General features: G+C 37.5%; 23 protein-coding genes and 3 tRNA genes. 2 read left to right on the forward strand and 24 right to left on the reverse strand.

All coding sequences use genetic code 11. The features are described 5' to 3' along the window. Positions 1 to 24 precede the first annotated feature (24 nt). From HPY60_03590 to HPY60_03610, 5 genes are all read right to left on the reverse strand, one after another. Positions 25 to 807: an ABC transporter permease gene (locus HPY60_03590; GenBank protein NPV50265.1), complete on the reverse strand. Its 783-nt coding sequence runs from the start codon at positions 805 to 807 to the stop codon at positions 25 to 27. Continuing rightward, the gene (locus tag HPY60_03595; GenBank protein NPV50266.1) at positions 804 to 1,766 is read right to left on the reverse strand and encodes an ATP-binding cassette domain-containing protein; all 963 of its coding nucleotides are present in this window, start codon (positions 1,764 to 1,766) and stop codon (positions 804 to 806) included. Before HPY60_03595 ends, HPY60_03590 begins: the two co-directional genes overlap by 4 nt. Before the next feature lie 97 nt (positions 1,767 to 1,863). Beyond that, a tRNA-Ser gene (locus HPY60_03600) sits at positions 1,864 to 1,950 on the reverse strand. Positions 1,951 to 1,994: 44 nt separating this feature from the next. Next, positions 1,995 to 2,465: a GNAT family N-acetyltransferase gene (locus HPY60_03605; GenBank protein ID NPV50267.1), complete on the reverse strand. Its 471-nt coding sequence runs from the start codon at positions 2,463 to 2,465 to the stop codon at positions 1,995 to 1,997. A 23-nt stretch (positions 2,466 to 2,488) separates the two neighbouring features. Beyond that, complete coding sequence (locus HPY60_03610) at positions 2,489 to 2,869, reverse strand: hypothetical protein (GenBank protein ID NPV50268.1); 381 nt, start codon at positions 2,867 to 2,869, stop codon at positions 2,489 to 2,491. A gap of 130 nt (positions 2,870 to 2,999) precedes the next feature. Between HPY60_03610 and HPY60_03615 the strand changes: the two genes are divergently transcribed. Continuing rightward, positions 3,000 to 4,115 carry a PQQ-binding-like beta-propeller repeat protein gene (locus tag HPY60_03615; GenBank protein NPV50269.1) on the forward strand — a complete coding sequence of 372 codons (1,116 nt, stop codon included), beginning with the start codon at positions 3,000 to 3,002 and terminating at the stop codon, positions 4,113 to 4,115. Between the two features lie 73 nt (positions 4,116 to 4,188). On the opposite strand, the gene HPY60_03620 is transcribed toward HPY60_03615, so the two are convergent. The 13 genes from HPY60_03620 to HPY60_03680 all read right to left on the reverse strand — a co-directional run bounded on the left by HPY60_03620 (position 4,189) and on the right by HPY60_03680 (position 17,765). Then, complete coding sequence (locus tag HPY60_03620; GenBank protein NPV50270.1) at positions 4,189 to 4,497, reverse strand: 30S ribosomal protein S10; 309 nt, start codon at positions 4,495 to 4,497, stop codon at positions 4,189 to 4,191. Between the two features lie 40 nt (positions 4,498 to 4,537). Further along, positions 4,538 to 5,827 (reverse strand): translation elongation factor EF-1 subunit alpha, encoded by a 1,290-nt coding sequence (tuf, locus tag HPY60_03625; GenBank protein NPV50271.1) that lies wholly within the window; start codon positions 5,825 to 5,827, stop codon positions 4,538 to 4,540. Positions 5,828 to 5,910: 83 nt separating this feature from the next. Then, the gene (locus tag HPY60_03630; GenBank protein ID NPV50272.1) at positions 5,911 to 8,109 is read right to left on the reverse strand and encodes an elongation factor EF-2; all 2,199 of its coding nucleotides are present in this window, start codon (positions 8,107 to 8,109) and stop codon (positions 5,911 to 5,913) included. Between the two features lie 20 nt (positions 8,110 to 8,129). After that, complete coding sequence (locus tag HPY60_03635) at positions 8,130 to 8,765, reverse strand: 30S ribosomal protein S7 (GenBank protein NPV50273.1); 636 nt, start codon at positions 8,763 to 8,765, stop codon at positions 8,130 to 8,132. Positions 8,766 to 8,770: 5 nt separating this feature from the next. After that, positions 8,771 to 9,205 (reverse strand): 30S ribosomal protein S12, encoded by a 435-nt coding sequence (locus HPY60_03640; GenBank protein ID NPV50274.1) that lies wholly within the window; start codon positions 9,203 to 9,205, stop codon positions 8,771 to 8,773. A gap of 11 nt (positions 9,206 to 9,216) precedes the next feature. Next, the gene (locus HPY60_03645; protein NPV50275.1) at positions 9,217 to 9,648 is read right to left on the reverse strand and encodes a NusA-like transcription termination signal-binding factor; all 432 of its coding nucleotides are present in this window, start codon (positions 9,646 to 9,648) and stop codon (positions 9,217 to 9,219) included. Next, on the reverse strand, positions 9,638 to 9,946 hold the full coding sequence (locus tag HPY60_03650) for a 50S ribosomal protein L30e (protein ID NPV50276.1): 309 nt from the start codon (positions 9,944 to 9,946) through the stop codon (positions 9,638 to 9,640). The genes HPY60_03645 and HPY60_03650 overlap by 11 nt, the downstream gene beginning before the upstream one ends. An 11-nt stretch (positions 9,947 to 9,957) precedes the next feature. Beyond that, the gene (gene rpoA2, locus HPY60_03655) at positions 9,958 to 11,115 is read right to left on the reverse strand and encodes a DNA-directed RNA polymerase subunit A'' (protein NPV50277.1); all 1,158 of its coding nucleotides are present in this window, start codon (positions 11,113 to 11,115) and stop codon (positions 9,958 to 9,960) included. Between the two features lie 9 nt (positions 11,116 to 11,124). Further along, on the reverse strand, positions 11,125 to 13,770 hold the full coding sequence (locus HPY60_03660) for a DNA-directed RNA polymerase subunit A' (GenBank protein NPV50278.1): 2,646 nt from the start codon (positions 13,768 to 13,770) through the stop codon (positions 11,125 to 11,127). Between the two features lie 5 nt (positions 13,771 to 13,775). After that, on the reverse strand, positions 13,776 to 17,090 hold the full coding sequence (locus HPY60_03665; GenBank protein ID NPV50279.1) for a DNA-directed RNA polymerase subunit B: 3,315 nt from the start codon (positions 17,088 to 17,090) through the stop codon (positions 13,776 to 13,778). Positions 17,091 to 17,102: 12 nt separating this feature from the next. Continuing rightward, positions 17,103 to 17,414: a DNA-directed RNA polymerase subunit H gene (locus HPY60_03670; protein NPV50280.1), complete on the reverse strand. Its 312-nt coding sequence runs from the start codon at positions 17,412 to 17,414 to the stop codon at positions 17,103 to 17,105. Between the two features lie 22 nt (positions 17,415 to 17,436). Further along, a tRNA-Lys gene (locus tag HPY60_03675) sits at positions 17,437 to 17,511 on the reverse strand. Positions 17,512 to 17,687: 176 nt separating this feature from the next. Continuing rightward, positions 17,688 to 17,765, reverse strand: a tRNA-Asp gene (locus HPY60_03680). A gap of 106 nt (positions 17,766 to 17,871) precedes the next feature. Here HPY60_03680 and HPY60_03685 point away from each other — a divergent pair. Next, complete coding sequence (locus HPY60_03685; protein NPV50281.1) at positions 17,872 to 18,384, forward strand: hypothetical protein; 513 nt, start codon at positions 17,872 to 17,874, stop codon at positions 18,382 to 18,384. A gap of 56 nt (positions 18,385 to 18,440) precedes the next feature. On the opposite strand, the gene HPY60_03690 is transcribed toward HPY60_03685, so the two are convergent. The 6 genes from HPY60_03690 to mcrB all read right to left on the reverse strand — a co-directional run bounded on the left by HPY60_03690 (position 18,441) and on the right by mcrB (position 24,245). Further along, a complete protein-coding gene (locus HPY60_03690) occupies positions 18,441 to 18,761 on the reverse strand; it encodes a transcription factor S (protein NPV50282.1) in 321 nt (106 codons plus the stop codon). A 50-nt stretch (positions 18,762 to 18,811) separates the two neighbouring features. Beyond that, positions 18,812 to 19,960, reverse strand: a complete 1,149-nt coding sequence (locus tag HPY60_03695; GenBank protein NPV50283.1) for an MFS transporter — start codon at positions 19,958 to 19,960, stop codon at positions 18,812 to 18,814. 167 nt (positions 19,961 to 20,127) lie between these two features. Beyond that, entirely contained in the window at positions 20,128 to 21,789 is a 1,662-nt protein-coding gene (mcrA, locus tag HPY60_03700; protein NPV50284.1) for a coenzyme-B sulfoethylthiotransferase subunit alpha, read from the reverse strand. Between the two features lie 13 nt (positions 21,790 to 21,802). Next, on the reverse strand, positions 21,803 to 22,576 hold the full coding sequence (mcrG, locus tag HPY60_03705) for a coenzyme-B sulfoethylthiotransferase subunit gamma (protein NPV50285.1): 774 nt from the start codon (positions 22,574 to 22,576) through the stop codon (positions 21,803 to 21,805). Positions 22,577 to 22,587: 11 nt separating this feature from the next. After that, positions 22,588 to 22,905, reverse strand: coding sequence for a hypothetical protein (locus HPY60_03710; GenBank protein ID NPV50286.1), 318 nt, complete (start codon positions 22,903 to 22,905; stop codon positions 22,588 to 22,590). An 11-nt stretch (positions 22,906 to 22,916) separates the two neighbouring features. After that, positions 22,917 to 24,245: a coenzyme-B sulfoethylthiotransferase subunit beta gene (mcrB, locus tag HPY60_03715; protein NPV50287.1), complete on the reverse strand. Its 1,329-nt coding sequence runs from the start codon at positions 24,243 to 24,245 to the stop codon at positions 22,917 to 22,919. Positions 24,246 to 24,375: the final 130 nt, after the last annotated feature.

Genomic DNA, 24,375 nt, shown 5'->3' on the forward strand with positions numbered 1-24,375 from the left:
ATAAAGGCAAATATCGCCAGAGAACTAGATTTTCATTTTATTAAAAGCGTAAGTGCCAAAAAGAATCATGATAACAGCAAATACACTTACAACTGCAAAATCGAAAGCTATATGAAACTGTGAAATCCCTAGCAATGCCCCCCTTACACCGTCCACGGCATAAGTAATAGGATTGACAAAAATAAATGGAGATAGCCAAGGAGGTAAATTATTTATGGGGAACAGTGCTCCAGATAAAAAGAACAGTGGAATAATGAGAAAGCTGCCAATTAATTGGAATCCTTCTGGGCTTTCCATTTGAGACCCAATAATAAGGCCAATGCTTACAAGCCCAACAGTAGTTGTAAATAAAAATAATAAAGTAATGAGGACGGAGATAATATTCAAATTAAGCCCGGGCATTATTCCAAGCGACACAAAGACAAAACCGATACAAATTAAAATTATTATCTGAACTAATGTGTCTGTGGATCCTCCAAGTACTTTGCCAGTGAAGAGAGAAGTTCTTCTCAACGGAGATACCAATACCTCTTTCATGAAGTCAATTTTTTTGTCCCATACTATATACACTCCGAAAAATACTGAAGAAAAAAGAGCAGATTGTATCAGGACACCCGGGTAAATAAATGTCTGATAATTGATTTCACGGAACATTCCAGTAAATGAAACTGCAGATCCAAGTCCACCTCCAATTATTAGAAGCCATAGAATTGGATTTACAATTGATGAAATGACTCTTGAACGTTCTCTTGAAAATACCTTGATTTCTCTATACCAAAGTGCATAAATTCCTTTAAATTCGCTCATTTTTTCGCCCTCGCATGCATTGCTTTAACAGCCCAACTACCTTCTGGCGAATCTTCTCTTATTTCCCTTCCAGTATAATGGATAAATACATCGTCAAGCGTAGCTGAACGAATTTCGGCAGAGTCGATCTTTCCTACAATGCTCAAAATTTCTTGAATATGTATATTTGCATCTTCAACTGTTAGACTTACTTCTTCGTTAGAAGCAGTAATATTTTTTATATAACTTAAATCTTTTAGGGACTCTAAGTTTAGATTTTTTGCCTTCAATCGGATTATATCTCCACCTAATCCTTTCTTTAAATCTTCTGGAGTTCCTAAAACAATAATTTTACCGAAATCAATGATGGCCATACGATCGCATAATTTGTCAGCTTCTTCCATGTAATGTGTTGTAATGATTATAGTTATTTTTTCTTCATTTGCCAATTTTTCTATGTATGACCAGATATATTCGCGCGATTGTGGATCAAGTCCTAGAGTTGGTTCGTCTAAAAACAAGACCTTTGGATGATGCATTAGTCCTCGTGCTAGTTCCAAGCGTCTTCTCATGCCACCTGAGTATTTTTTTACCAAATCATCCTTTCTATTAGTAAGATCAACTAGTTCAAGAACTTCTTTTATCCGTTGTTCTCTCAAATTATCCGGCATGTCATAAAGCCAACCATGGAGCTTCAAGTTCTCATATCCAGTTAATATTTCATCAGAACTTGGATCTTGAAATACAATTCCAATAGATTTTCTAACTTTATCGGATTGTTTGATTATATCATAATTATTAATAATTGCAGTTCCAGAAGTTGGTGGCTTGAGAGTTGTTAGCATAAAGAGCGTAGTTGATTTCCCGGCCCCATTTGGGCCAAGTAGTCCAAATATCTCGCCTTCTTTTATTTGAAGATTAAGATTATCAACTGCAGTCAAATTTCCAAATTTCTTTGTAAGATTTTTGATATCTATCATTTATGCCACGCTTCTAATTTAATAATTATTATGAAATATAAATACTCTAAATTATAAGAAAAATTGTATAGTAAGAATTATAAACTTAACTAAAAAGCGCCGAGGGGGAGATTTGAACTCCCGCATCCCGAAGGGAAACCGGATCTCAAGTCCGGCGCACTAATCCTAGCTATGCGACCTCGGCTTAAAGTTTCATCAAGTAAGTTAGTTTATAAAATTTGTGGGCAGTCAGAGTTCGATCTGAAATAAAATCTCAAATTCATGCTTATCGCCCAATTTATCGTGATATTTTACCTCTCCAATTTTTACAAATGGATAGGAATTCTCTTCAGAATATTTGAGGAAAGCGTTATAGCTCACTTGATTTTCAGGCGAAATTGAAACTTGAATTTTATTACAGTCTAAAGAAATAGCCGCTTTACTAAAATGGTCAATTAAAACATATGCATAATTTTTTCCACGTTGATCTTTAGCTATCCCAACCTGCCAGAGATATGCAACTCCAGTTTCTATAGAGCTTTTAATGCCAGAAATAAATCCAATTACTTTTTCATCTTCTTCCATCAGAAAGCATAGATCGGAAAAATAATTGAATAGCGTCCAGTATGTAAAAGATGTGTGCAATTCAAGAGGTTTGCAATCGCTGACAAATCTTCTAACTCTGTCAACATCTTCCACCGTGCAGTTTCTTATTATCATTTAATCCACCTAAAAAATAAAAATTAAAAAATTCCTAAATTTGATAGACCAGTCCCTAACAAGGCTAGCAAAACAACTGAAAGTACTATAAAGGCTATGAAGGCTAGTATCAACGCCAAAAATGCTTTTCCCCAAGAAGTTCCATACAATGCCTTTACCGCCCATAATGTCACTATGAAACTCAAAATTACTCCAAGAATTCCAAAGGGGCCCAGAACTGAACCCAAAATGGAGCTTAGTACAATGAGAACAATTACCCCAATTATTGCCTTACCAAATGAAGCTTTATCGATTCCTGCAAACTTAGTCCCTATCCATAGAAAAATAGCATCTATTAATACTAGTGCAACAAAACCAATTATTCCAGTAAGTCCCAAAGCACCGATAGCTATTAAGTCAATCATTTCTATCACCCATATATATAAATGATATTCAATATTTAAATTTTATGATATTTAATTGCGGAAATCTTGAGGATATCATATAACCTTATATATTCTTAATACAAAAATATATGTGCGCAAAGGTGATTTCATGAAAAATAAATATGCAATCTTAGTGCTTTCAATATTTGTTTTTTCACTGCCTATAGCAACTCTTGCATACAGCTTGATGTGGGAAAGAAGTTATGATGGAGGAAAAAATGATTTTGCCAACAGTGTTGTATGTGATTTTCAAGATAATCCGATTGTAACTGGGGCCACATACATTAAAAGTTGGGATTATGTTACTATCAAATATGATAGAAATGGTAATGTAGTATGGCAAAATATTGAATCAGAAGATGGAACACAGCAAGCTAATGACGTTACAGTAGACAAACAAAATAATGTCATAGTTACAGGCATTTCAAATGGAAGGTATTACACAGTTAAATACAATTCTGAAGGAAAAAAACTCTGGGCTGAAAAGTTCAATATGGGGGGCAATGATAGCGGTGAAGGTGTTGCAACTGATTCCAAAGGCAATGTAATCGTCACTGGACACTCCTACATAGACAATCAGTTCGATGTTTACACAGTGAAGTATGATAAAAATGGCATAATGGTTTGGAAAATTTTATACCAAGATGATCATGACGATTATGCCTATGACATAGCCATTGATTCATTTGATAATATTGTTATCGGGGGAATGACAATGGGCAGAAGCAGGGCAGATACTACAAACTCGTTTATGATATTAAAATACGATAAGGACGGAAATCTTCTCTGGAGACAACAATTTGACGATAGTCAAGCACATGGAATGGGGATTGCTATTGACTTTGAGAATAATGTAATAATTACTGGCTACTTCCACAATGGAAATAATTTTGACTTTAAAACTCTAAAATATGATAAAGACGGAAAATTATTGTGGCGAAAAACGTATGACGCTGGAAAAGATGACAAAGCCTATGCAGTTGCAGTTGACAAGAAGGATAACATTGCAGTTACAGGTTCATCGTATAAAGGTAACGCGCTTTACTTTGATTACTTGACTGTTGTCTACGATAAGAATGGGAAACAAATCTGGGAGCAGAGGCAAGCAATAGGAGAAGATGATCAAGCAAATGGAATTGCATTTGATTCCAGAGGCAATATAGTTGTTACAGGTAGCACAAGATTAAAATCTTGGGAATTCTACACGGCGAAGTATAAGACTTAATTTTATATTTTTATTTTTTTATATAAATTCTATCAAAGAAGAGATAATTGTATTTTTTAAATACAATAAAAGATTAAGATAATAGTTCAATTTCTATGTTAACTCTTTCTGGAACCTTGACTCTCATTATCTGTCTCATTGTTCTTTCGTCAGCATCGATTTCAATGAGCCTCTTGTGGATTCTCATTTCCCATCTTTCCCATGTAGCTTTACCGTCACCAGAAGTTGATTTTCTTACTGGTACTTTTAATTTCTTTGTTGGTAAAGGTATTGGTCCGGCAATGTCTACACCTGTACGCTCCGCTATCTTCTTAACTTGAGTGCATACTTCGTCAAGTTTCTGAGTTTCCATTGCAGTCAATCTTATTCTAGCTTTTTGCAACTATATCGCCTCGTTAAATAAAAAATAAATAAATTAAGTTTTAAGCCTTCTGGATAGACTGGACCATTCCAGCAGCAACTGTTGCTCCCATATCCCTTACAGCAAACCTGCCCAACTGAGGTATTACCTTTATTTCCTCAATTACCATGGGCTTTGTTGGCTTTATTTGGACAATGGCAGCGCTGCCGCTCTTTAGGAAGTCAGGATTTTCAGTCTTTACGTTACCGGTCTTTGGATCAAGTTCTGCAAGTAGTTTTTCAAATGTACATGCTACCTGTGCTGTGTGACAGTGGAATACTGGTGTGTACCCGGCAGTTATAGCTGTTGGGTGTCTCAATACTACTATCTGTGCCTTGAAAGAGTCGTTTAATGTTACTACTTTTGGTGGGTTGTTTGGATGTCCTAGAACGTCTCCTCTCTTAATATCGTTCTTTCCAACACCTCTAACGTTGAATCCAACGTTGTCACCAGGTAATGCTTGGTCTAATGTTTCGTGGTGCATTTCAATTGTCTTTACTTCACCAGAGATTGGTTTTCCAAATACTGTTGAAGCAGGTTCGAATAATACGGTATCTCCCTTCTTCATTATTCCAGTTTCTACTCTTCCTACAGGAACTGTTCCTACACCAGTGATTGTGTAAACATCCTGAATTGGAAGTCTAAGTGGCTTGTCTGTTGGTTTCTCTGGTTCTTTGAAAGAGTCTACAGCTTCTAATAATGATGGTCCTGTGTACCATGGTGTCTTCTCAGATTTACCAACGATGTTGTCTCCGTTGAAAGCTGAACCGGGGATGAACTTTACTTCATCTGCCTTAAATCCAACTGTCCTTACTAGTTTTTCTACTTCTGCCTTAACTGCGTTAAACTTGTCTTCAGCGTAGTTTACTGTATCCATCTTGTTTATCAAAACAGCCAATTGCTGGATACCTAATGTTCTAGACAAGAAAACGTGTTCCTGTGTCTGTGGCATGATACCATCGTTTACTGCGACAACTAAAACTGCAGCATCTGCCTGAGATGCTCCTGTAATCATGTTTTTAACGAAATCTCTGTGGCCTGGACAGTCCACAATTGTAATGTATTTTGAATCTGTTTCAAACTTCTTGTGAGAAAGATCAATTGTAACTCCTCTTTCTCTCTCTTCCTTTAAGTTATCCATTACCCAAGCAAACTTAAACGTCTTACCTTTTTCTCCCATTTCCTCGAACTTCTTGATAAGGTCTGCCCTGATATCACCGTGCATAACAAGTAATTGACCTACGGCAGTAGATTTACCGTGATCGACATGGCCTATAAAGGCTACATTTAAGTGTGGTTTTTGAGTTGCCATAATATTTCCTCCTTTTTTTACTATATTTTTATTATATCTGGTATAATCCTCTAATTTAAATCCATTTTTAAGCTTTTTCCATTTTACATGTTAAGGTAATCTTCAGGTTTTGGAGGCTGTGGTTTAAGTCCTTTCCTCTTTCTGATTGACTCAACAGTCTGTGCCTGGAGTTCTGTTGGAAGTTTCTGGTATCCTGCATATTCAGTTGACCATATCGCTCTTCCTTCAGTTGCACCTCTTATGTCGCCAGCAAACCCAAACATCTGGGAAACTGGTGCTATAGATACGACTGTTGTGGAATCTCCTTCCTGAGAGATATCAACTATCTGTCCTCTTCTAGCTTGCATTTCTCTTGTGACTGCACCCATGTAATCTTGAGGAGAGGTAATTGTGACCTTCTGTATAGGTTCGTATATCACAGGTCTTGCGTAAAGCATTGCTGCAAATAAACCCTCTCTTACCGCAGGGATAACTTGAGCTGGACCTCTGTGAATTGAATCCTCGTGAAGCTTACAATCTACAAGACTTATCTTAAGCTTCATTACAGGCTCTCTTGAATATGGGCCTCCATCGATTACTTCATGTATTGATTGAATGACAAGTTCTATTACTTCATTAATGTAAACTATTCCTTTTGTCATGTTGAAGAATATGTTTCCATTGTAAACATCTGCAATGCCCTTTACTTCTTCAGTGCTCATTCCAAGTTCCCTAAGTTGTGGGCCTAAATCCTTACCTTTGATTCTGCCTTCTGGTATTATTCCCTCTTTTATTGCATTGTAAATATTGTCTTCTAGTGGTTCAACTTGCATGTAGAATCTGTTGTGCTTGTTTGGAGATTTACCTTCTACAGCCTCAGATTTTCCATCAATTGATTCTCTGTAGATAACGATTGGTTGGGATAGTTTAATATCAATTCCTCTGTCATGAGTAATTCTGTAACCTACTACTTCCAAATGAAGTTCTCCCATACCAGACAATAAGTATTCTCCGCTGTCTTCGTTAATCTTTGCAACTAAAGTTGGATCTTCTTTTGATACCTGTCTTAATACTTCGACTAACTTTGCTAAATCCTTGGTGTTCTTTGGCTCTACTGCAACTGTAACTACAGGTTCTGAATAGTGCTTTATAGCTTCAAATGGTGTGATTGGCTCATCGCCGGTGCATATAGTTTCACCAGCTATAGCTTCTTTTAATCCTGTGACTGCAACGATATTACCACATGGAACTACTTCCAAGTTTTCTCTGTCAGCACCCATAAATATTCCGACTTGCTGGACCCTTCTCTTGTTCTTTGTAGCTACAATCCATACTTCCTGACCTGTTTTTAGTGTTCCTGAAAAAATTCTACCTACACAGATTTCTCCAGCATGTGGATCCTGAACTATCTTTGTAACTACCATTCCAAGATTACCCTTTGGATTGCACTCCAGCATATCCTTAGCAACGGAACTCTCAAGATCTCCCTTCCATATCTGTGGAATTCTGTATTTCTGAGATACCAATGGATTTGGAAGATGAGTAATCATCATATCTAGAAGAATTTCGTGTAATGGAGATTTTTTTGAAAGCTCCTTCTGTGTATCATTCATACAGTGCTCAATGATATCTTTGAATGTTATTCCGCTCTTTTTCATGTAAGGAACATTTATGGCCCAGTTGTAGTAAGCTGAACCAAATGATACGCTACCTTCGGTAACGCTTACCTGCCAGCTTTCCTTAAACTCTGGTGGAGCTGCATTTTTAATTAGTTTGTTCACTTCATTGATAATTTTAATGAATCTGTTCTGTAACTCTTCAGGCGAGAGTTGAAGTTCTCTTATTAATCTATCAACTTTGTTAATGAAAAGTGTTGGTTTGACTTTTTCCTTTAGAGCTTGTCTAACTACAGTTTCAGTTTGAGGCATCTTACCTTCAACTGCGCATACAACTATGATACATCCGTCAATTGCCCTCATTGCCCTAGTAACGTCACCACCAAAGTCAACGTGACCTGGGGTATCAATTAAGTTAACAAGATAATCTTGACCTTTGTATTTGTGTACCATTGATACGTTGGCTGCATTAATAGTAATTCCTCTTGCCTGTTCCTGCTCATCAAAATCTAAGACGAGCTGCTTTCCAGCTAGGTCTTCTGACATGAGCCCTGCACCGGAAAGAAGATTGTCACTCAATGTAGTTTTACCGTGATCAATGTGTGCGGCTATTCCAGTATTTCTAATGTGCACTGGATCGTTCATTAATTCCTTAACTCTTTTTGCCATCTCTTCTTTTCTGCCCATAATGAATCACCACTATCGAATTATCTGGCTGATTTTGCTATCCTCTCTACTTCTTCCTTCTTGTTAACAGAAAAGCTTGCCATTTCCCCTTTTGAAGCAAGAATTATTTCTTCAGCCAATGTTTCGTGGAATTTTTTCTTTGTTTTAAAGGTTTTAAGGCTTGCACCAAGTGCTATATTCTTAAGCGCTATATCAAGTCTTCTCTGAGAACCTGTATCTACTGAAAGATGATACTTAATTCCTCCGTAAGAAAGTGTTGTTACTTCCTCTCTTGGTCCCGCATATTCCAGTGCTTTGACCAGTACTTCTAAAGGATTCTGTTTTGTTTTTTTATTAATATCATCAAAAGCAAGTTTTAATGTTTTATAAGTGGCCTGTTTCTTACCTGTATAGCCACCATGTCTTCTTAAGAATCTTCCACCCGTCTTTCTTCCTGCAGACCCGGATCTCATCATTTTATTTTCAAGCCTTTCGACTATGTTCATTTTGTTTTTCCAAAATCTTCTCTTTTGGTGTCTTCCTGCTGTATGAGGAATTATAACAGGGGCGAGATTAACATAACTCTTTATTCCCAAATCATCAACGGCAATATCTGTATCCCACTTGCCAAAAACCTTTAGATTATCGGGAACATAAAATCTTTCTTTGACGTCCATAATATCTACCTTACCGGTTTCTCTTTCCTTCCCTTAACCATCTCATTTAATGAGACTCTGTTTACCTTAATTACTTTAAATCTGACTCCAGGGATATCTCCCATTGACCCACCCTGTCTGCCACCTATTCCTTCAATTACGACCTCATCGTGTTCGTCTATGAAGTTAATGGCACCGTCTCCAGGGCAAAATGCAGTTATCTGTCTACCATTCTTAATAAGTTGTACTCTAATGCATTTTCTAAGGGCTGAGTTAGGCTGTTTTGCCTCAATAGGCACCTTTTCAAGCACAATCCCTCTAGCCTGTGGGCTACCTTCTAAAGGATCAGATTTGACTTTTAGATCAAGTTCTCTGATCTTGTAAACCTTATCTTTCCATCTAAACTTTTTTCTTATTCCCTCGATCTTTCTCGCAGCATTTCTACCTTGTGGTTTGCTCATATTTACGACCTCTACATGATCATTATATCGTCAAGATTATGATGTCTCTTTAATAGGTTTTTGATTCGATCTATATTTTTTCCCTCTTTTCCTATTACAAGACCTTTATCTTTCTTATTAATATCTAGAACGGCTATCTTCTTGCCATCTTTTCTCTCGGAAACATGAATACTTTTAACTTTAACAGGCCAGATAATATTCTTAATAAATTTGACAGGATCATCTGAATACTCAATAATATCAATTGGCTTATTCAGAGTTTCTTTAACTCTCTGCGCATTCGCACCATTTTTCCCAATGGCAAGGCCCATATCGCCTTCTTTAACAACATAAACAATTTTATTTTTATTGTCTTCAAAAATACAATCTTTAACAGTTGCGCCAGTCATGCTTTCAAAAAGTCCAATATACTTAATCTCGTCTGTTGAAATTTTAATTCCCATAAACCTTACCTCCAGAAAGTATGTTAGACTCTCCTGGAGACATGACTGCCATTACTGAAACAAGGAATGGTTTACCACAAACGGTACCAAGCTCCAGTGATGTACCACCAAACTCTAAAATGGGTATGCTTGATATCTTTGAGTAATATAAAATATCCTCTTTAATACTTTTAGGACAATTTTGTGTGTAGATAATCAGCTTAGCGTTACCCGTCTTAAGAGAATTAATGGATTTGTTGGTTCCAAGTATTACCTTCCCGGTGTCTACTGTTCTTTTAATTTCTCTATTTACGTCCATTGAATAACCTCCTACTTTTTCATTATAAGTTTAACATTTCCTGTACCCATGGGTATCGGTTGCCCTATTATAACGTTCTCTGTTACTCCTGACAAGGAGTCAATTTCGCCAAACTTTGCAGCTTTCATAAGATGGTTGGTAGTAACTTCAAAGGAAGCTCTAGCAAGTATACTAGACTTCTCTCCACTTATTCCATGCCTTCCTATCTGCTTTATTTCTCCCTCCATAGTCATTAAATCTGCAAGTAACATGATATGTCTAATATCAACTTCTAGACCTTGTTCTTCCAAGGTCTTTCTAATTTCATCAACAATAGCCCTTCTTGCCGCCTCAATTCCTAGCACTCTCTGAATCTCATTTATATCATTTGATATTGATCTTGATATGTCGACTCCTGGTATTTTAAATGCCTCTCCAAGATTTGAACCCTCTGTATATATTACGTATTCATCTGCTTCTTTCTTAATTAGGGCCCTTTTTACATTCTTTATTCCTTTAAGCTGGTGGCCTTTCACTCTGTTAAAAAATTTTCTAAGTTCCATAAGAGAAACGTCACCGGCCTTTAAAGTTAAAAAGTTGTCTTCGTCTTCGATGCTCTCAACTTTTTTCAATTTATAAAGTTTTTCTTTAATATCTTCGAGAGTAAGTCCCTGCTTTTCCATCTTGTAGTTATCAAGCTCGACCACTATTGACATGTTGATGACATCGATTTTCATGCTTTTTGATATGCTCTCAATTGTTGTACCTTCAATTTCTTTGACAATTCCTTCCGCATTTTCTCTGTTTCCCCTTATTTCTTCATCAAGGTATATCCTCATGACTGGGGTATTGGGGTCTTTCCTTGCATCAACGATTTCGATAATTCTTGGAAGACCTAAAGTGACGTTGATATCTGCCACTCCCGCATAATGGAAGGTGTTTAATGTCATCTGTGTTCCTGGCTCTCCAAGACTTTGTGCGGCTACTGTTCCAACTGCCTCCCCAGGGTCAACAAGGGATTTTTGATAAGCTTTAATAGATTCTTCAATAATATTTGTTACTTCGCCGTCTGACAAATTATATTTTTCATTGGCTAGGTAGAGTTTTTCTTTAAGCTGGCCTAAAATATGTTCAGTAAGTCTGTCGCCGTATTTTTGAATTTGATCATCAATATAAGATAAATCTGACATTACAACACCTCACGCCTTCCTCGATGCCAATGTTTTATGTACAATCCAATCTATGTCAACGGCTTCTCCATAGGAGCTTCTTGATGGATCAACACCATCTTCGCCGTATTCAAACTGGATTATATTATTACTGTTATCTCTTACACTTCTGTCTTTTTCAACTTTTAAGTCCTGCAAAGCGTTAATTAGCCTTCTCTGCATGTAACCTGACTGGGCAGTTCTAACTGCAGTATCTACAAGACCTTCTCTTCCACCCATTGAATGGAAGAAAAATTCAGTTGGTGAAAGGCCTTTTCTGTAACTTGAACTAACAAAACCTCTTGCCCTAGCTGAACGGTCACCACGCTTGAAGTGTGGTAAACTTCTTTCTTGGTATCCTCTGTGAAGTCTCTTTCCTCTAACGGTCATCTGCCCTAAACATGCTGCCATCTGGGTTAAATCTAGCATGTTTCCTTTTGCACCTGTCTTTGCCATTATTACTGCGTGCCTTTTCATACCAAGATACTGCTCTGCAACTCCACCTGCGTTGTCTCTTGCCTTTGCAAGTTCTGCCATAATTCTATTCTCTAGTGTATCTTCAATTGTTTGACCTGGCTGTTTTTCTAGTTCTCCTCTGTTGTAAGCATCAATATTTTCCATGACTTTATTATGTGCATTTTCTAATATTTCTTCGATTCTTTCAAGACCTTCTTCAGGTATATCGACATCATCTATACCTGTTGTAAGGCCAACTTTCATTATTACTGAAATAATAAGCTTTGTGACGGAATCCAAAAATTCTCTTCCCTCATCAGAGCCGTAATCCTTTACAATCTTATCAAGAAGTTTACAACTTGATCTGGCCTTAAATGCTGCTCCGTCAATTACTCCCTTCAGAAGTTTTCCTTCTTTAATAACAACGTAATTGTCAAATTTACAGTTAGCAAATTCACACTTTTCACATTTTCTGCATGTCTTGGACCTGAATTCAACGCTTAAATCCTTTGGAAGTAGGACTTGAAAAAGTTCTTTCCCAGTCCATGGTTTTGATCTATCCTTGAATGCCTCGACATCGACTTTGTTCTTGAGTATGTCAGATTCATAAAAGCTCTCTTCAACTTCTTCAGCGGAAAACTCTGCACCATCTCTTGTCATAAGATATGCACCAGAAATATAATCTTGCATACCTCCGATAACTGGCTCTCCAAACCTTGGCGAGATAATATTTTCCTGGACCTTCATGATTATGCCTGCTTCGCTTCTTGCTTCTTCTGTTTGTGGAAGATGCAAATTCATTTCATCCCCATCGAAGTCAGCATTGTATGGTGGGCACACACAAAGATTAAGTCTAAAAGTTTTGTAAGGCATGACCCTTACTTCGTGAGCCATTATTGAAAGTCTGTGTAGTGATGGCTGTCTGTTGAAAAGAACAATATCTCCATCTCTAAGCTGTCTTTCAACTGTGAATCCAACATCAAGTTCTTCGGCAACATCATCTTTTGTAGTGTCAGTAATCTTTTTTCTTCTTCCATCATTTCTGATTACGTAGTTTGCACCGGGATGTTTGTTTGGTCCGTTTCTTACAATTGTTTTCATTTCTTCCAAATTATGTGAAGTCACCTTTTCAGGAACAGTCAGTTCAGTTGCGACAAAATCTGGAACTCCTACTTCATTAATACTGATGTATGGATCTGGTGAAACTACAGTTCTTGCAGAAAAGTCTACCCTCTTACCAGAAAGGTTTGATCTGAATCTTCCTTCCTTTCCAGATAATCTCTGCGAGATAGTTTTTAAGATCCTGCCTGATCTATGTCTTGCAGGAGGCACTCCTGAAGTGCTATTATTAAAGTAAGTAGTTACATGGTATTGCAAAAGTTCCCATAAATCTTCAACAATCAACTGTGGAGCTCCGGCATCTATGTTCTCCCTTAGTCTCTGATTGATTCTAATAATATCCACTAATTTGTGGGTTAAATCATCTTCACTTCTTACACTTGATTCTAGAGTTATAGATGGCCTTACTGTGACAGGTGGAACAGGCAATACTGTTAGAACCATCCATTCAGGTTTTGAAACGTCTTTGTTTACTCCTATTAATTCATAATCTTCAACAGGTATCTTCTCTAAACGTTCTCTAACATCTATAGGGGTTAGTTTGTTTCTTTCCTCGCCCCACTCTTCATAAAAGGTATATGGCTTTTCAAACTTTATAGTTCTCTTATCACTACCACACCACGGACATACACTTTTTGCTGCCTTGTCCATTGCTTCTTTTACAACCATTTCTCTGTTTTTTAATCTGTCAGTTGCTTTCATGAGTTGTTCATGGAAGTGCTCTCTTTGTGGTGCATCAAGTTTTAACTTTCCACAATCCCTGCATACAGATTTCAAAATCTTGTGTACATCTTTAGCATGGCCAACATGAATTACAGGTCTTGCAAGTTCAATGTGCCCAAAGTGCCCGGGGCAATCCCCAAATTTCTGACCACAGGTTTTACACTTTAATCCTGGATCAATTACGCCAAGCCTCTGGTCCATTAGACCCTTTTCTATTGGATATCCGTCATCATCATATGTATCTGCTGTAATAACTCTCAATACAGACATCTTTCTTACATCATCAGGGGATAATATTCCAAATTGTATTGTATCTATTACTTTTGGTACTTTGAACATGATGATCACGCCCTATCCCTAAGTTTTAATTTTGGATCTAAACACATCGATTTTAACTCCTCAAGCAAAAGCTTGAAAGCATAAGACATTTCAACTGGATAAATATCAGTTTCTTCTTCACAGATTGGACAGTATTCTCTGTTTCTGAGTTTATCATAAACTGCGAGCGATCCACATTTTCCACAAACAAGTATGTCGGCCTTATCTGATGCTTCAAGTAATCTTTCTTTCAAAAGTAAACTTGTTCCATGTCCAACTAAACAATCCCTTTCCATCTCACCGAATCTAAGACCTCCTTCTCTGGCCTTACCTTCTGTTGGCTGTCTTGTAAGCATCTGTCTTGGACCACGAGATCTTGCATGGATCTTATCTGCTACCATGTGGTGTAACTTCTGGTAATAACAAACTCCGACAAATATGTCTGCTTCAATTACCTCTCCAGTAATTCCATTGTAGAGCCTTTCTCTTCCGGTATTCTTGAATCCGAAATCTTGAAGTGTTTGTCTAATGTCTGTTTCTTTTTCACCTGCGAATAATGTTGCATCTACTGTTCTTGCTTTTAGTGAACCTGCTTTGCCACCGATCATTTCCAATATCTGGCCAACTGTTTTTCTTGATGGTATAGCATGTGGATTAATAATAAGATCGGGCGTTATACCGTGCTCTGTAAATGGCATGTCCTTCTGCGGGCATAAGAATCCCAAGACTCCCTTCTGACCGTGTCTTGATGCAAACTTATCTCCAAGCTCAGGTATCCTCTCATCTCTAGCTTTTATCTTAACAAGTTTATTTCCGTCTTCAGTTTCACTCAATAATACTAAATCTATGATTCCTTTTTCTGATGGCCTGACACCAATTGAGGTTTCTCTTCTACCTTCAATTGCAGTTCCAAATTCATCAAGTTCCTCTAAGAATCTTGGGGGGCTTGTTCTTCCAATTAATACATCCCCTCCTTTTACCTCAGACTCAGGTCTTATAAATCCATCAATATCGAGGTTTTCATATGCATCAGGACCTCTGTATCCGCTTACTGCTTCATCAGGAACTTCAAACTTATCCTGTTGACCACCAGGGTATCTTCTCTCGTCCGAGTCATATGTTCTAAAGAAGGTTGTCCTTCCAAGACCTCTGTCGACAGAACTCTTGTTAATAATAAGTGCATCTTCTATATTGTAACCAAGATAAGAAAGGACAGCAACTACAAAGTTTTGTCCTGCAGGCCTGTTATTAAATCCAACTGCGTCCATAACTTTAGTTTTAACTATAGGCATCTGAGGATAGTACATCAAGTGGCCCCTTGTTTCAACCTTTAATTTGAAATTAGACTGTGAGAATCCAAGACTCTGTTTTCCCATTCCAGCCCCATATGAATTTCTTGGTGCTGCATTATGCTCTGCAAATGGAACAATTGAAGCACATACTCCAAGAATTGATGGTGAATAAATTTCAAGGTGTGTATGCTCTGGAGTCAAATCCTCCTCTGAAAGTGCAATAAGAGTATTTTCTTCTTCTTCGGCATCTAAGTATTCAATGATTCCCTCAGCAATTAAATCTGACCAGCCTTTAGCTCTTCTTTCAATGGCTTTTACATGTTCTTCTGTTAAGAGAGGCTTGCCATCTTCAACAATGATTAATGGCCTTCTAACTCTTCCAGGATCACAGTTAATGTGAATCTCATTTGTCATTTCGTAATATACAATGTTTGCTTCGTTGTCGATCTTTCCTTTCCTTCTGTCTTTTCTAACAGTTTCGGTGAATGATTTTCCATCTCTTACAAATCCGATTAGATTTCCATTAAGATAAATGTAAGTCATTACTTTGAGCCCTGCTACATCTGTAATCTGCTCTAATCCTAAAGAGAAAAGATAGTTCTGGATGTCAAGTTCATTTGAGCCTATTGAAATATAGGACATCAAAGCCATATTCTTTACTAGTCCACAATTTGGACCTTCAGGCGTTTCACTTGGACATATTCTTCCCCAGTGAGTTGGGTGAAGATCTCTAGCTTCAAAATGAGGCTGTGTTCTTGAAAGTGGTGAAAGAACTCTTCTTAAATGTGAGAATCTAGACATGAAGTTAGTATCGTCCATGAGCTGACTGATACCCATTCTGCCACCAGGCCAAGTTCCTGTTGCCATTGCATATCTGATTCTTTCTGTCAAAACGTCAGCCCTGACAGACTTCTTTACGAAGTCTCCTTCATTTCCTTCTTCAAATCTGCCCCTTGCATATGTTCTCTCAAGCTGATATTTTATATCTCTTGTAAGTTGGACAAATGATAATCTGAATAAGTTTTCTAAAAGATCTCCGGCCAATTTTAATCTCTTGTTAGCATAATGGTCCTTATCATCTGACTCCCTCTTGCCAAGTGAAAGCTCGATTACTCTGTTTGCCATTATACCAAGGTAATAAGCCTTTCTTAGTCTGTCAGTTTCTTCAGTACCTATGTGTGGCAAAAGATATTTGTCAAGTGCCATTTCGGCTCTTTTCAATCTGTATTCTTTCTGTTGGCCCATTGCAAGTCTCTTACCAAGATAATCCAATGCAAGTTCTTTGTCTGTTATGTCCATTGACTCTTCCAAGTTATCCAAAAGCTCCTTCTGGATATCTTTTTCAGAAGATACTGCATTGACTATATCAATATCCTTCTCAAGTCCCAAGGATTTCATTAAAGTTACAAAAGGCATCTTTCCAGGTAGAGAAGGGAATGATACTCTAAGAAGACCATCCTTTTTTCTCTCAACTGTGACTAATGCTCTAAATCCACTTCTTGTTGAAAATACTTTTGCTATAGCAACTTGAAGTCTTTCATCAATTTCAACTAAAATTCTGTTTGGCGCCAAATCTTCGATGGCAACTACAACTCTTTCTGCACCGTTAATAATAAAGTAACCACCAGGGTCTCTTGGGTCTTCCCCTTTCAAAATTAAATCTTCTCTTCCTAATCCGTGAAGACTGCAAGCATTTGATTTTAACATTATAGGAAGCTTACCAATCTCTACCTCAACAGGCTCTCTTTCCTTTTCTTCTATAACAGGTATGAACTCAAGATAAAGAGGAACTACATAGGAAAGACTTCTAAGCCTTGCTTCTTGGGGGAAAAAATCTCTCTTTGAACCATCAGCTTCCTTGTAAACAGGCTCCCCAGCCCTTATCTTACCAAATTTAACATAAAATCCTTCAATATCAGTTTCAATTTTAGCTTGCTCATCAATGACTTCTTGGAGCCTTTTTCCAACAAAATCATTAAATGAATCAAGATGCTGCCTTACGAAACCTTTTTCATTAAAAAATGACTCAATAACTACCCATCTATCCAACTAATATCACCTCTATTCCTCTGCGGGTTCCTCTTCAACTATTTCATCAATCAAATCTTCTTCCAATCCTTGCTTTGTGTCCTCGCCGATGACGTACCTATAGAAAACGCTTTTTCCTGCAGGAGAATCAGATCTTACAATTTTAATTATGTTTCCAGATTTAGCCCCAATTATCTTTACGACGGGATCTGTTTCTAAAATTAAGGGAAGTTTATCATAAGTTATATTAAATTTCTGTAGAATCTCGTTAGATTCCTCTTCGGTAAGAATAGTATGTTCAGGAACAAATTCATTATCCAATATATTAATCTTTTTTTTCGTCATTATTACCTCTCCTTGGATGTGACGGGCTCGAGGGGATTTGAACCCCCGACTCCCGGCTTAAAAGGCCGGTGCTCTAGCCAGACTGAGCTACGAGCCCGTATAAAAGGAGTTTTTTTTACAAAAAGCCTCTTCAGGGTGCAGATTTCAGTTTTTGGAATTGAAAATGGAGTGCTATTTAAGCTTTTCGGTGATTTCCTGAAGACGCTTACAAGAATTTTATCACCTTATTTTTCATATTAGTGGCTAATGCCTATTATATGATTATGATTATTATGGCGCCCGAGTCGGGATTTGAACCCGAGTCACAAGAGTGACAGTCTTGGATGATGGGCCGGGCTACACCACTCGGGCATAATAATGCAAATCCATCAATATGAATTGCATATTTAAGTCTTTCCATTTCTATTTACAGAAACTCTTTTAAGATATTTTTAAGTAAGTTTGTAAAGGTGATTTATTGAATCCAAAGGTAATGACTCACAGTAAAAATATTACTAAAGAAAGAAACAGTAGAGGATTCTCTTTAGGAGAATTAAGAGAAGCAAAGATTCCAGTTAATCGTGCAAACTCTCTTGGCATTATTTTAGACTTCAGAAGAGGTACAGTACGTGAGAGTAACGTTACTCTTCTAAAGGATATAGTTGATAAAAATATTGAAGCTAAAAAACAAAGGAAGATCGATGCTCAGAAGCAAGTTGAAGCAGTAAAAGAAAAAGTAAAACCTGAGAAAACAAAGAAGAAAGTAACAAAAAAGAAAGCAGCACCTAAGAAAGTAGAAGTTGAAGAAGAAGTAGAAACTGAAGTAAAAGAAGAAGTAAAACCTGAAAAGCAGAAGAAGACAACTGCGAAAAAAGCTGCACCAAAAAAGAAAGCCACAGAAGAAAAGAAAACCGAAACTAAAGAAGCAAAACCAAAGAAGACAACTGCGAAAAAGACTACATCTAAGAAAGCAAAAGCAACTGAAGAGTAAATCAAATAATGAATTAAAGTATTAGAGGTTCTTAATAGATCCTCTATAATTATTTTTTAATCGTATTCTCTCCACGTATAATTACACTTTGTACATCTGTAAAATTTTGTTGCTGGTTCATCTCCGCTTCTTGTCTGCAACATCCACCAATAGGCTTCTCTATTGTGGCATTTTTTGCATTCTTCCTTGACTTTAGGCATTACGATGTTAGAATCTTCTATTATTACAACTTCGTCCCCAGATTCATTTTTCTCAGAATGTTCAAATCTACTTTTCTCATCAATATCTTTCTCATACCCACATCTGCAAGCATATAGAGACTTACCATCTTTCTTGTTTATGCGTAAAAGAGTACCGCATTTTGGACAAAACTCCATTAGATGTTCACCAAAAAGAAGGAATTAATGTGGTTTATAAAATTATCTAATTAACATACCTTTTGTTCTTTTACTAGATTGATTAATATAAATGCGGCCAAGGATAATGTTAATGAAAAATAGAGTGGGTAATTCATCCCCAATGTTTTCCATAGGATTCCGGCTATGAAGGAAGCAGGAAACGCCATGAGCCCTGTAATGAGCTGGAAAGATCCCAAAGAAGTAGCCCTATAATCAAGTGGGCAAATTTCTGAGGCCAATGTTTTTTGGGATACATCAATAGCCGCTTTGTAGAGCCCATAAATGGAAAATATCACGATTACTCCTATAAAATTTCTTGTAAAAATCAGACTACTACAAACAAGCGCAAAGGATAAATAAGAAATCATTAATACTTTCTTTCTTCCAATTCTATCGGCCATTTTTCCAAATGGATATGAAAAAATAGTACTAGATATTGTAAAAATTAAATAGAAGACTGGAACAGTATATATTGAAAATCCAATGTCTTTGACATAAAGCAGGAAGAAAGAATAGCTAAAAGCGCCTAAAGCAAATATGCCATTTACAAATACAAATAATCTAAAGTTTCTGTCAAATAGATTTAATGAAAAAGATCTTTTCTGTGTATCAAATTTCTTTTCTTTTATAAAAAGGTATATTATGCATACTGAGAAAAATGAAGGTATAGCTGCCAAAAAAATCAGATTTCTAAATCCAAGATACCTCAATAAGAGTATAGATAAAGTGATTCCAATGATTGCTCCAAAATTGTCCATCGCTCTAAGGAATCCAAAGTTTGAACCTCTATTACTTTTTGAAGATAGTTCTGCAACCATTGCATCCCTAGGTGCACCCCTAATTTTGCCTGCCCGATCTAATGCTTTAAAAAGAGCAAGATACAACCAAGTTGGGGAGAGGGCATATCCAAATCTAGCTAGTCCAGATGATAAGTATCCCGTCCAAACAAATATTTTTCTTCTTCTTAATTTGTCAGATAAATATCCAGAAAATGCGCTTGAAATTGAAACTAAAGCATCGCCTATGCCATCTATAAATCCCAATACTACAACATCTGCACCTAAAAAAACGGTGACAAATAATGGCCATATCGGGTATATCATATCTGATCCTAAATCGTTTAAGAATGAAGATAACGAGAAAACATATAAATCTCGTTTATTTTTTTCCTTTTCCATTTTTTAACCCGTACCTTTTTAATAGATAATCCTATGTGTAATCTATTTTAACTTTTTCTCCATAAAGAAATATCTCTCAACTAAAAATTTCTTAAAAGAAAATATAAGGTCAAGTACAAGATTAAAACTAAATTTAAAAATAATAAAAGAAAAAATAAATTTTTAATTTATGGTATAATAAGGTCTCTTTCCCCAGCTGGGACGAATTCTCTCATGGCACCCTTTCCGAACTCCTTTGTGATGTTTGCGAAGTCGAAAGGTAGTGACCTGTCTGCGAATGCGACCTTTATGTGTGGTGAAAGTGCCCATGCATCGAATCTTGCTGCGTGTGCAGCTGCAACGATACCTGCGTATGCACTCTGGTGTCCTACGTTCATTGCGTAGCTTGGGTAGTTACCTCCCCTAAGCTCGAATGGTAAACCTTCATCAGATCTGTATGAGAAGGTGTTTGCAGCACCAATCTGATCCTGAAGGTCGAATCCGTAGAATCCGAATCTTCCCATCTGTTCCTTGTGTACGTTACCTGCAAGATACCATGCTGAAAGACCAGCTTGAGCATTACCTGTTGCCATTGCAACAGTTGTACCTGCTGCAGCAGAAATACATGTAGCTCTCTGGGATCCACCAAAGTGTGTTTCCATAACTGCGGGGTAGAGTTCATACTGCTCTAAACAGTACATAGCAACATCTGTTCCCATATCGTTTATGAGTTTTACACTTGGTTTCTGTTTTGCAAGGTCTCCGTACTTATCCTTTACGTGTTCCATTCCCCAGTATACAAAGTCTTCAAGGATGTTATCGGTGTATGCTGCTGTTGCATACTGTGTGAATCCGACACCACCAGACATGTATGATCCGAGGTATATCTGATCGTAAATTAAAGCTGCGAGTGCAATTGTTTCAAGTGAGTGTCTTGCTGGGTCATCTGGGTACTTGGCCAAGGACTGTGCACAGTCTGATACTATTCCGTACATAAGTCCACCAGGCTCATTTGGACCTCTTGCTCTTCTTGCTGGCATCATGTCAGACATCTGGATGACTGAACCGTGCTTTGCAGCGTATGCGAAATCTCCAGTAGCGGCTTCTCCAGCGCATAGGTTGTATGCACCGATAAACGCCATACCGATCTGCATTGCGCTCCATCTTGAAACTGTTCCTCCATCACAAATTCTTCCAACAACTGTTGGAATTCTGACTACCTGCCACATTGATTTACCAATAGCCTTCTTTAATTGTGCTGCTTGTGCTTCAGGGAATTCTTTGTTTATATCAATAACGAATCTTGAATCAATTTCATCAATTAATTCATCGTTACCAGAGTATACCTTAACGTAAGAGTCTTTTACTAACCTTGGGTCAGTTTCGACCATGTGTTCCTGAATAACTGCTGCACCAGGCATTGCGTGGTTTACTACTTCAAGATAGTGGTTAATTGTTTCTGGAGTAACTTCTTTTCCAAGTCTCTTCTCAAGAATGTTGTGTGGTGAGTCTAGGCCTACGAGGATTGTCCTTCTCATATCGTCCCATGCTTGTTGCATAGCAGCATTGTTTACGAAGTGAAGGTCATCCATGTTAGCTATAATGTCTGTGTGTGAAAGCTGGTAAGGCATTAATACTCTCTGCCCTTGTGGCATACCTACTGATGGATTGTATCCAGGTATTCCTCTTTCCTTAGCAATCTGTTGACCTGCATCGTGGAATTCTACTTTTCTCTTGTTCTGTTTGTATCCGCCGTAAACGTAGTACTTTGTCTGTTTTTGGTCAGGAGCTTCCTCAAACTTCTTTTTCATTGCTTGCATAAAGTTATGTTTTTCATCTTTATATACCATTCATATCCCCTCCTTAAAACTTAGCCTCCTTAAATGGCTCGAATCCACCGAAGGATCTTTCCCAGTGAACATTCTGTACCATTTGAAGAACTTCGGCATCTTGCTTTATTGTGATACCATCTGCTCTGTAGATTGTTGTCCTCTTCTTTAGTTCGTCCTCTGATAGTGGCTTACCAACTGAAATTGGGGCTGGTATTGGTTCTCCAACCATGTCCTTTACGTATTTTACGTCTCCTGTGCTCTTATCGTAAACATATCTCTGCATAGCATCAAACATGATACCATTTTCATCAAGTCTTAGAGCGTGTCCATGGACTGTTCTTCCTCTAATTCCTGTTCTAGCAGCATCAAATGTTTCAGATTCGATAAGCTCCTTAGCTATTGCTTCTACATCTCTTTCTCTTGCTTCTACTACGTGTCTACCAGAAAGTGTTCCACTGTCCATTCCTCTGTATCTGTATGAGTACATCCAAGATCTCTGGTAAGGAGATATTGGGGCAAAGTAAACGGAGTCAGTAAACTGGACATATCTAATTCTGTCTCCAGCTTTTGCGCCAGGTGTTGGCTCTACAAGTTCTCTTATAGGACATTCTGGTTCTCCCATTTCTTCTAATGGTGGGTGAACGCTCTTGTAGTCCTCTCCAGGCTGCCTGTGACCAAGAACTCTTACAACATCCTCATCGGATACTGATCTTATCTTTTGGAGTTTGTATTCAGGATCCATGTATTTTTTTCTGTTTTTTGATGGATCTGATGTTCCAGGGTGAAATTGTGCTTTATATTTCATAACTATTCCTCCTAATTTAGACCTTTTATGTAGTCAGATACTCCTTTTTTGTATTTTGTAAATCTACCTAATTCGATATTATAGCCAAAAGGCAAGAACTCATCACAAACATCTTTTATAACTTTCAGGACATCTTCATTATTGTCCTCTACTTCAATCCATATCCAACCAACCATATAGTTCTCATTTTCATTTGAATTAATAGAAGGTCCGTGAACTGAAACGTTTGTGACAAAGTCGAATCTAGTTAGTTCATCAGTTATTTTATCTGCCGTTTCTTTTGAAATCAATTTGAAAGGGAATATCTGTATCTCAGGTCTAATTTTCAATATTACTCCTCCTAGATACCTCCTTTAATCTTAGCGGCGGCTTGATTTACGTACTTCATTGGTTCGGCAAATTCAGGTACTGTGGAGAATACTTCTTTGATTAATCCGGATGTTGCTTCTGGTGAAAACATCTGTGTTCCTGCATCTAATGCCATTGCGGCAGCGATACATGGAATTACGAATCCTTTTGAGTGTCTTGTAACGATGTGGTTTCCGTTGAATATACCAGGACCTCCTCCACCATAGATAGAGTGGGAGAAGAATGACATACCAACAGTTGTACCCTGAGCTCTTCCAAAGTCTACACCAGGAAGGCCTGTTTCGTGTTCGACTAAATCGTTGAAGTATAAGACTGTTGAAGGTATTCCTTGACCTGCTCTCATTGCACCACAGTTTACCATAACTGCGGCAAGCATACCTGATGCGGCATATGCGTTCCATAATGGTATATCTTTGGCCTTGTATACTTTGTAGCCAGAGGGTAGAGTCTTGTCTACTGCTATAACCTTATCTTCAATTGCTTTTCCAACTATGGATTCAACAACTGATCCTATTGTTCCTTTCTTTCCGTTTTCTTTAACTAATTCGTAAGTAATATTGTTTGCATTCATTCCCTGAAATGCAAGTCCCAATAGATGCATTCTTTCAAATGGCCCTACTGCGTCTCCCATTTCAAACATTGCAGTTTGTTCAAGGATTGAAGCAAGTGCTGCTGAATTCATTGCGTTTTTCTTTGTTGTTGCAACTATATGGTTAACCATAATGTTTCTAAGCGAATATCCAAGACCTTCATTCTTCTGAGGAACTTCAAGCATAGCTTGAATTTTTGCACCTTTAAGGTCAAGAGTCTGTGGGTAGGATCCCCATATTGCGGCCTTTACAAGGTTTGCGTCAAATATACTAACATCAAACACATCAATAATTGCCTGTGTTACGGCTGATGCTGTTGCAGTCATACCGACAGTATATTCACAAAACATTCTCTTTGTTGGTACTTGTACCAACATTCTTTCATTGTTTCCCAAAAGCGTTACTAAAGTATCGTCTTTTGCATCAACTTTAAGAATTTCTTCTACTCTTTTCTTGATCTCTGGGGCTTTCCCGACAACATCGAGCTTCATTTCTCTTCCCATAATTGATTGGCCTTTACCACCAAGTGCTCCTGTGGCAAGTGCTGACTGGGTGCCTTTAAGATCGACAGCAATTGTTCTGACAATTTTAGAAACTATACTCTGTATTGCCTCATTTTTTAGAGGACTGAGAGTTTCCAATGGGACTCCACTCTCAACGAGTTTACCCCTGTCAGAATACAAATCTATTTTGTCGCTATATTTTGGCATATAGTATTCCTCCTTTTTTTTGATATCCAAAAACAGGATATCATGTCCAAGATTCTTAAAGTCCATTAAACGGACTTCAGAAATACCTAATACAAATAATATTTAAGTGTTTCTATTTAGAATATTTATT

Source organism: Methanofastidiosum sp., from assembly GCA_013178285.1.
Classification (GTDB): Archaea; Methanobacteriota_B; Thermococci; order Methanofastidiosales; family Methanofastidiosaceae; genus Methanofastidiosum.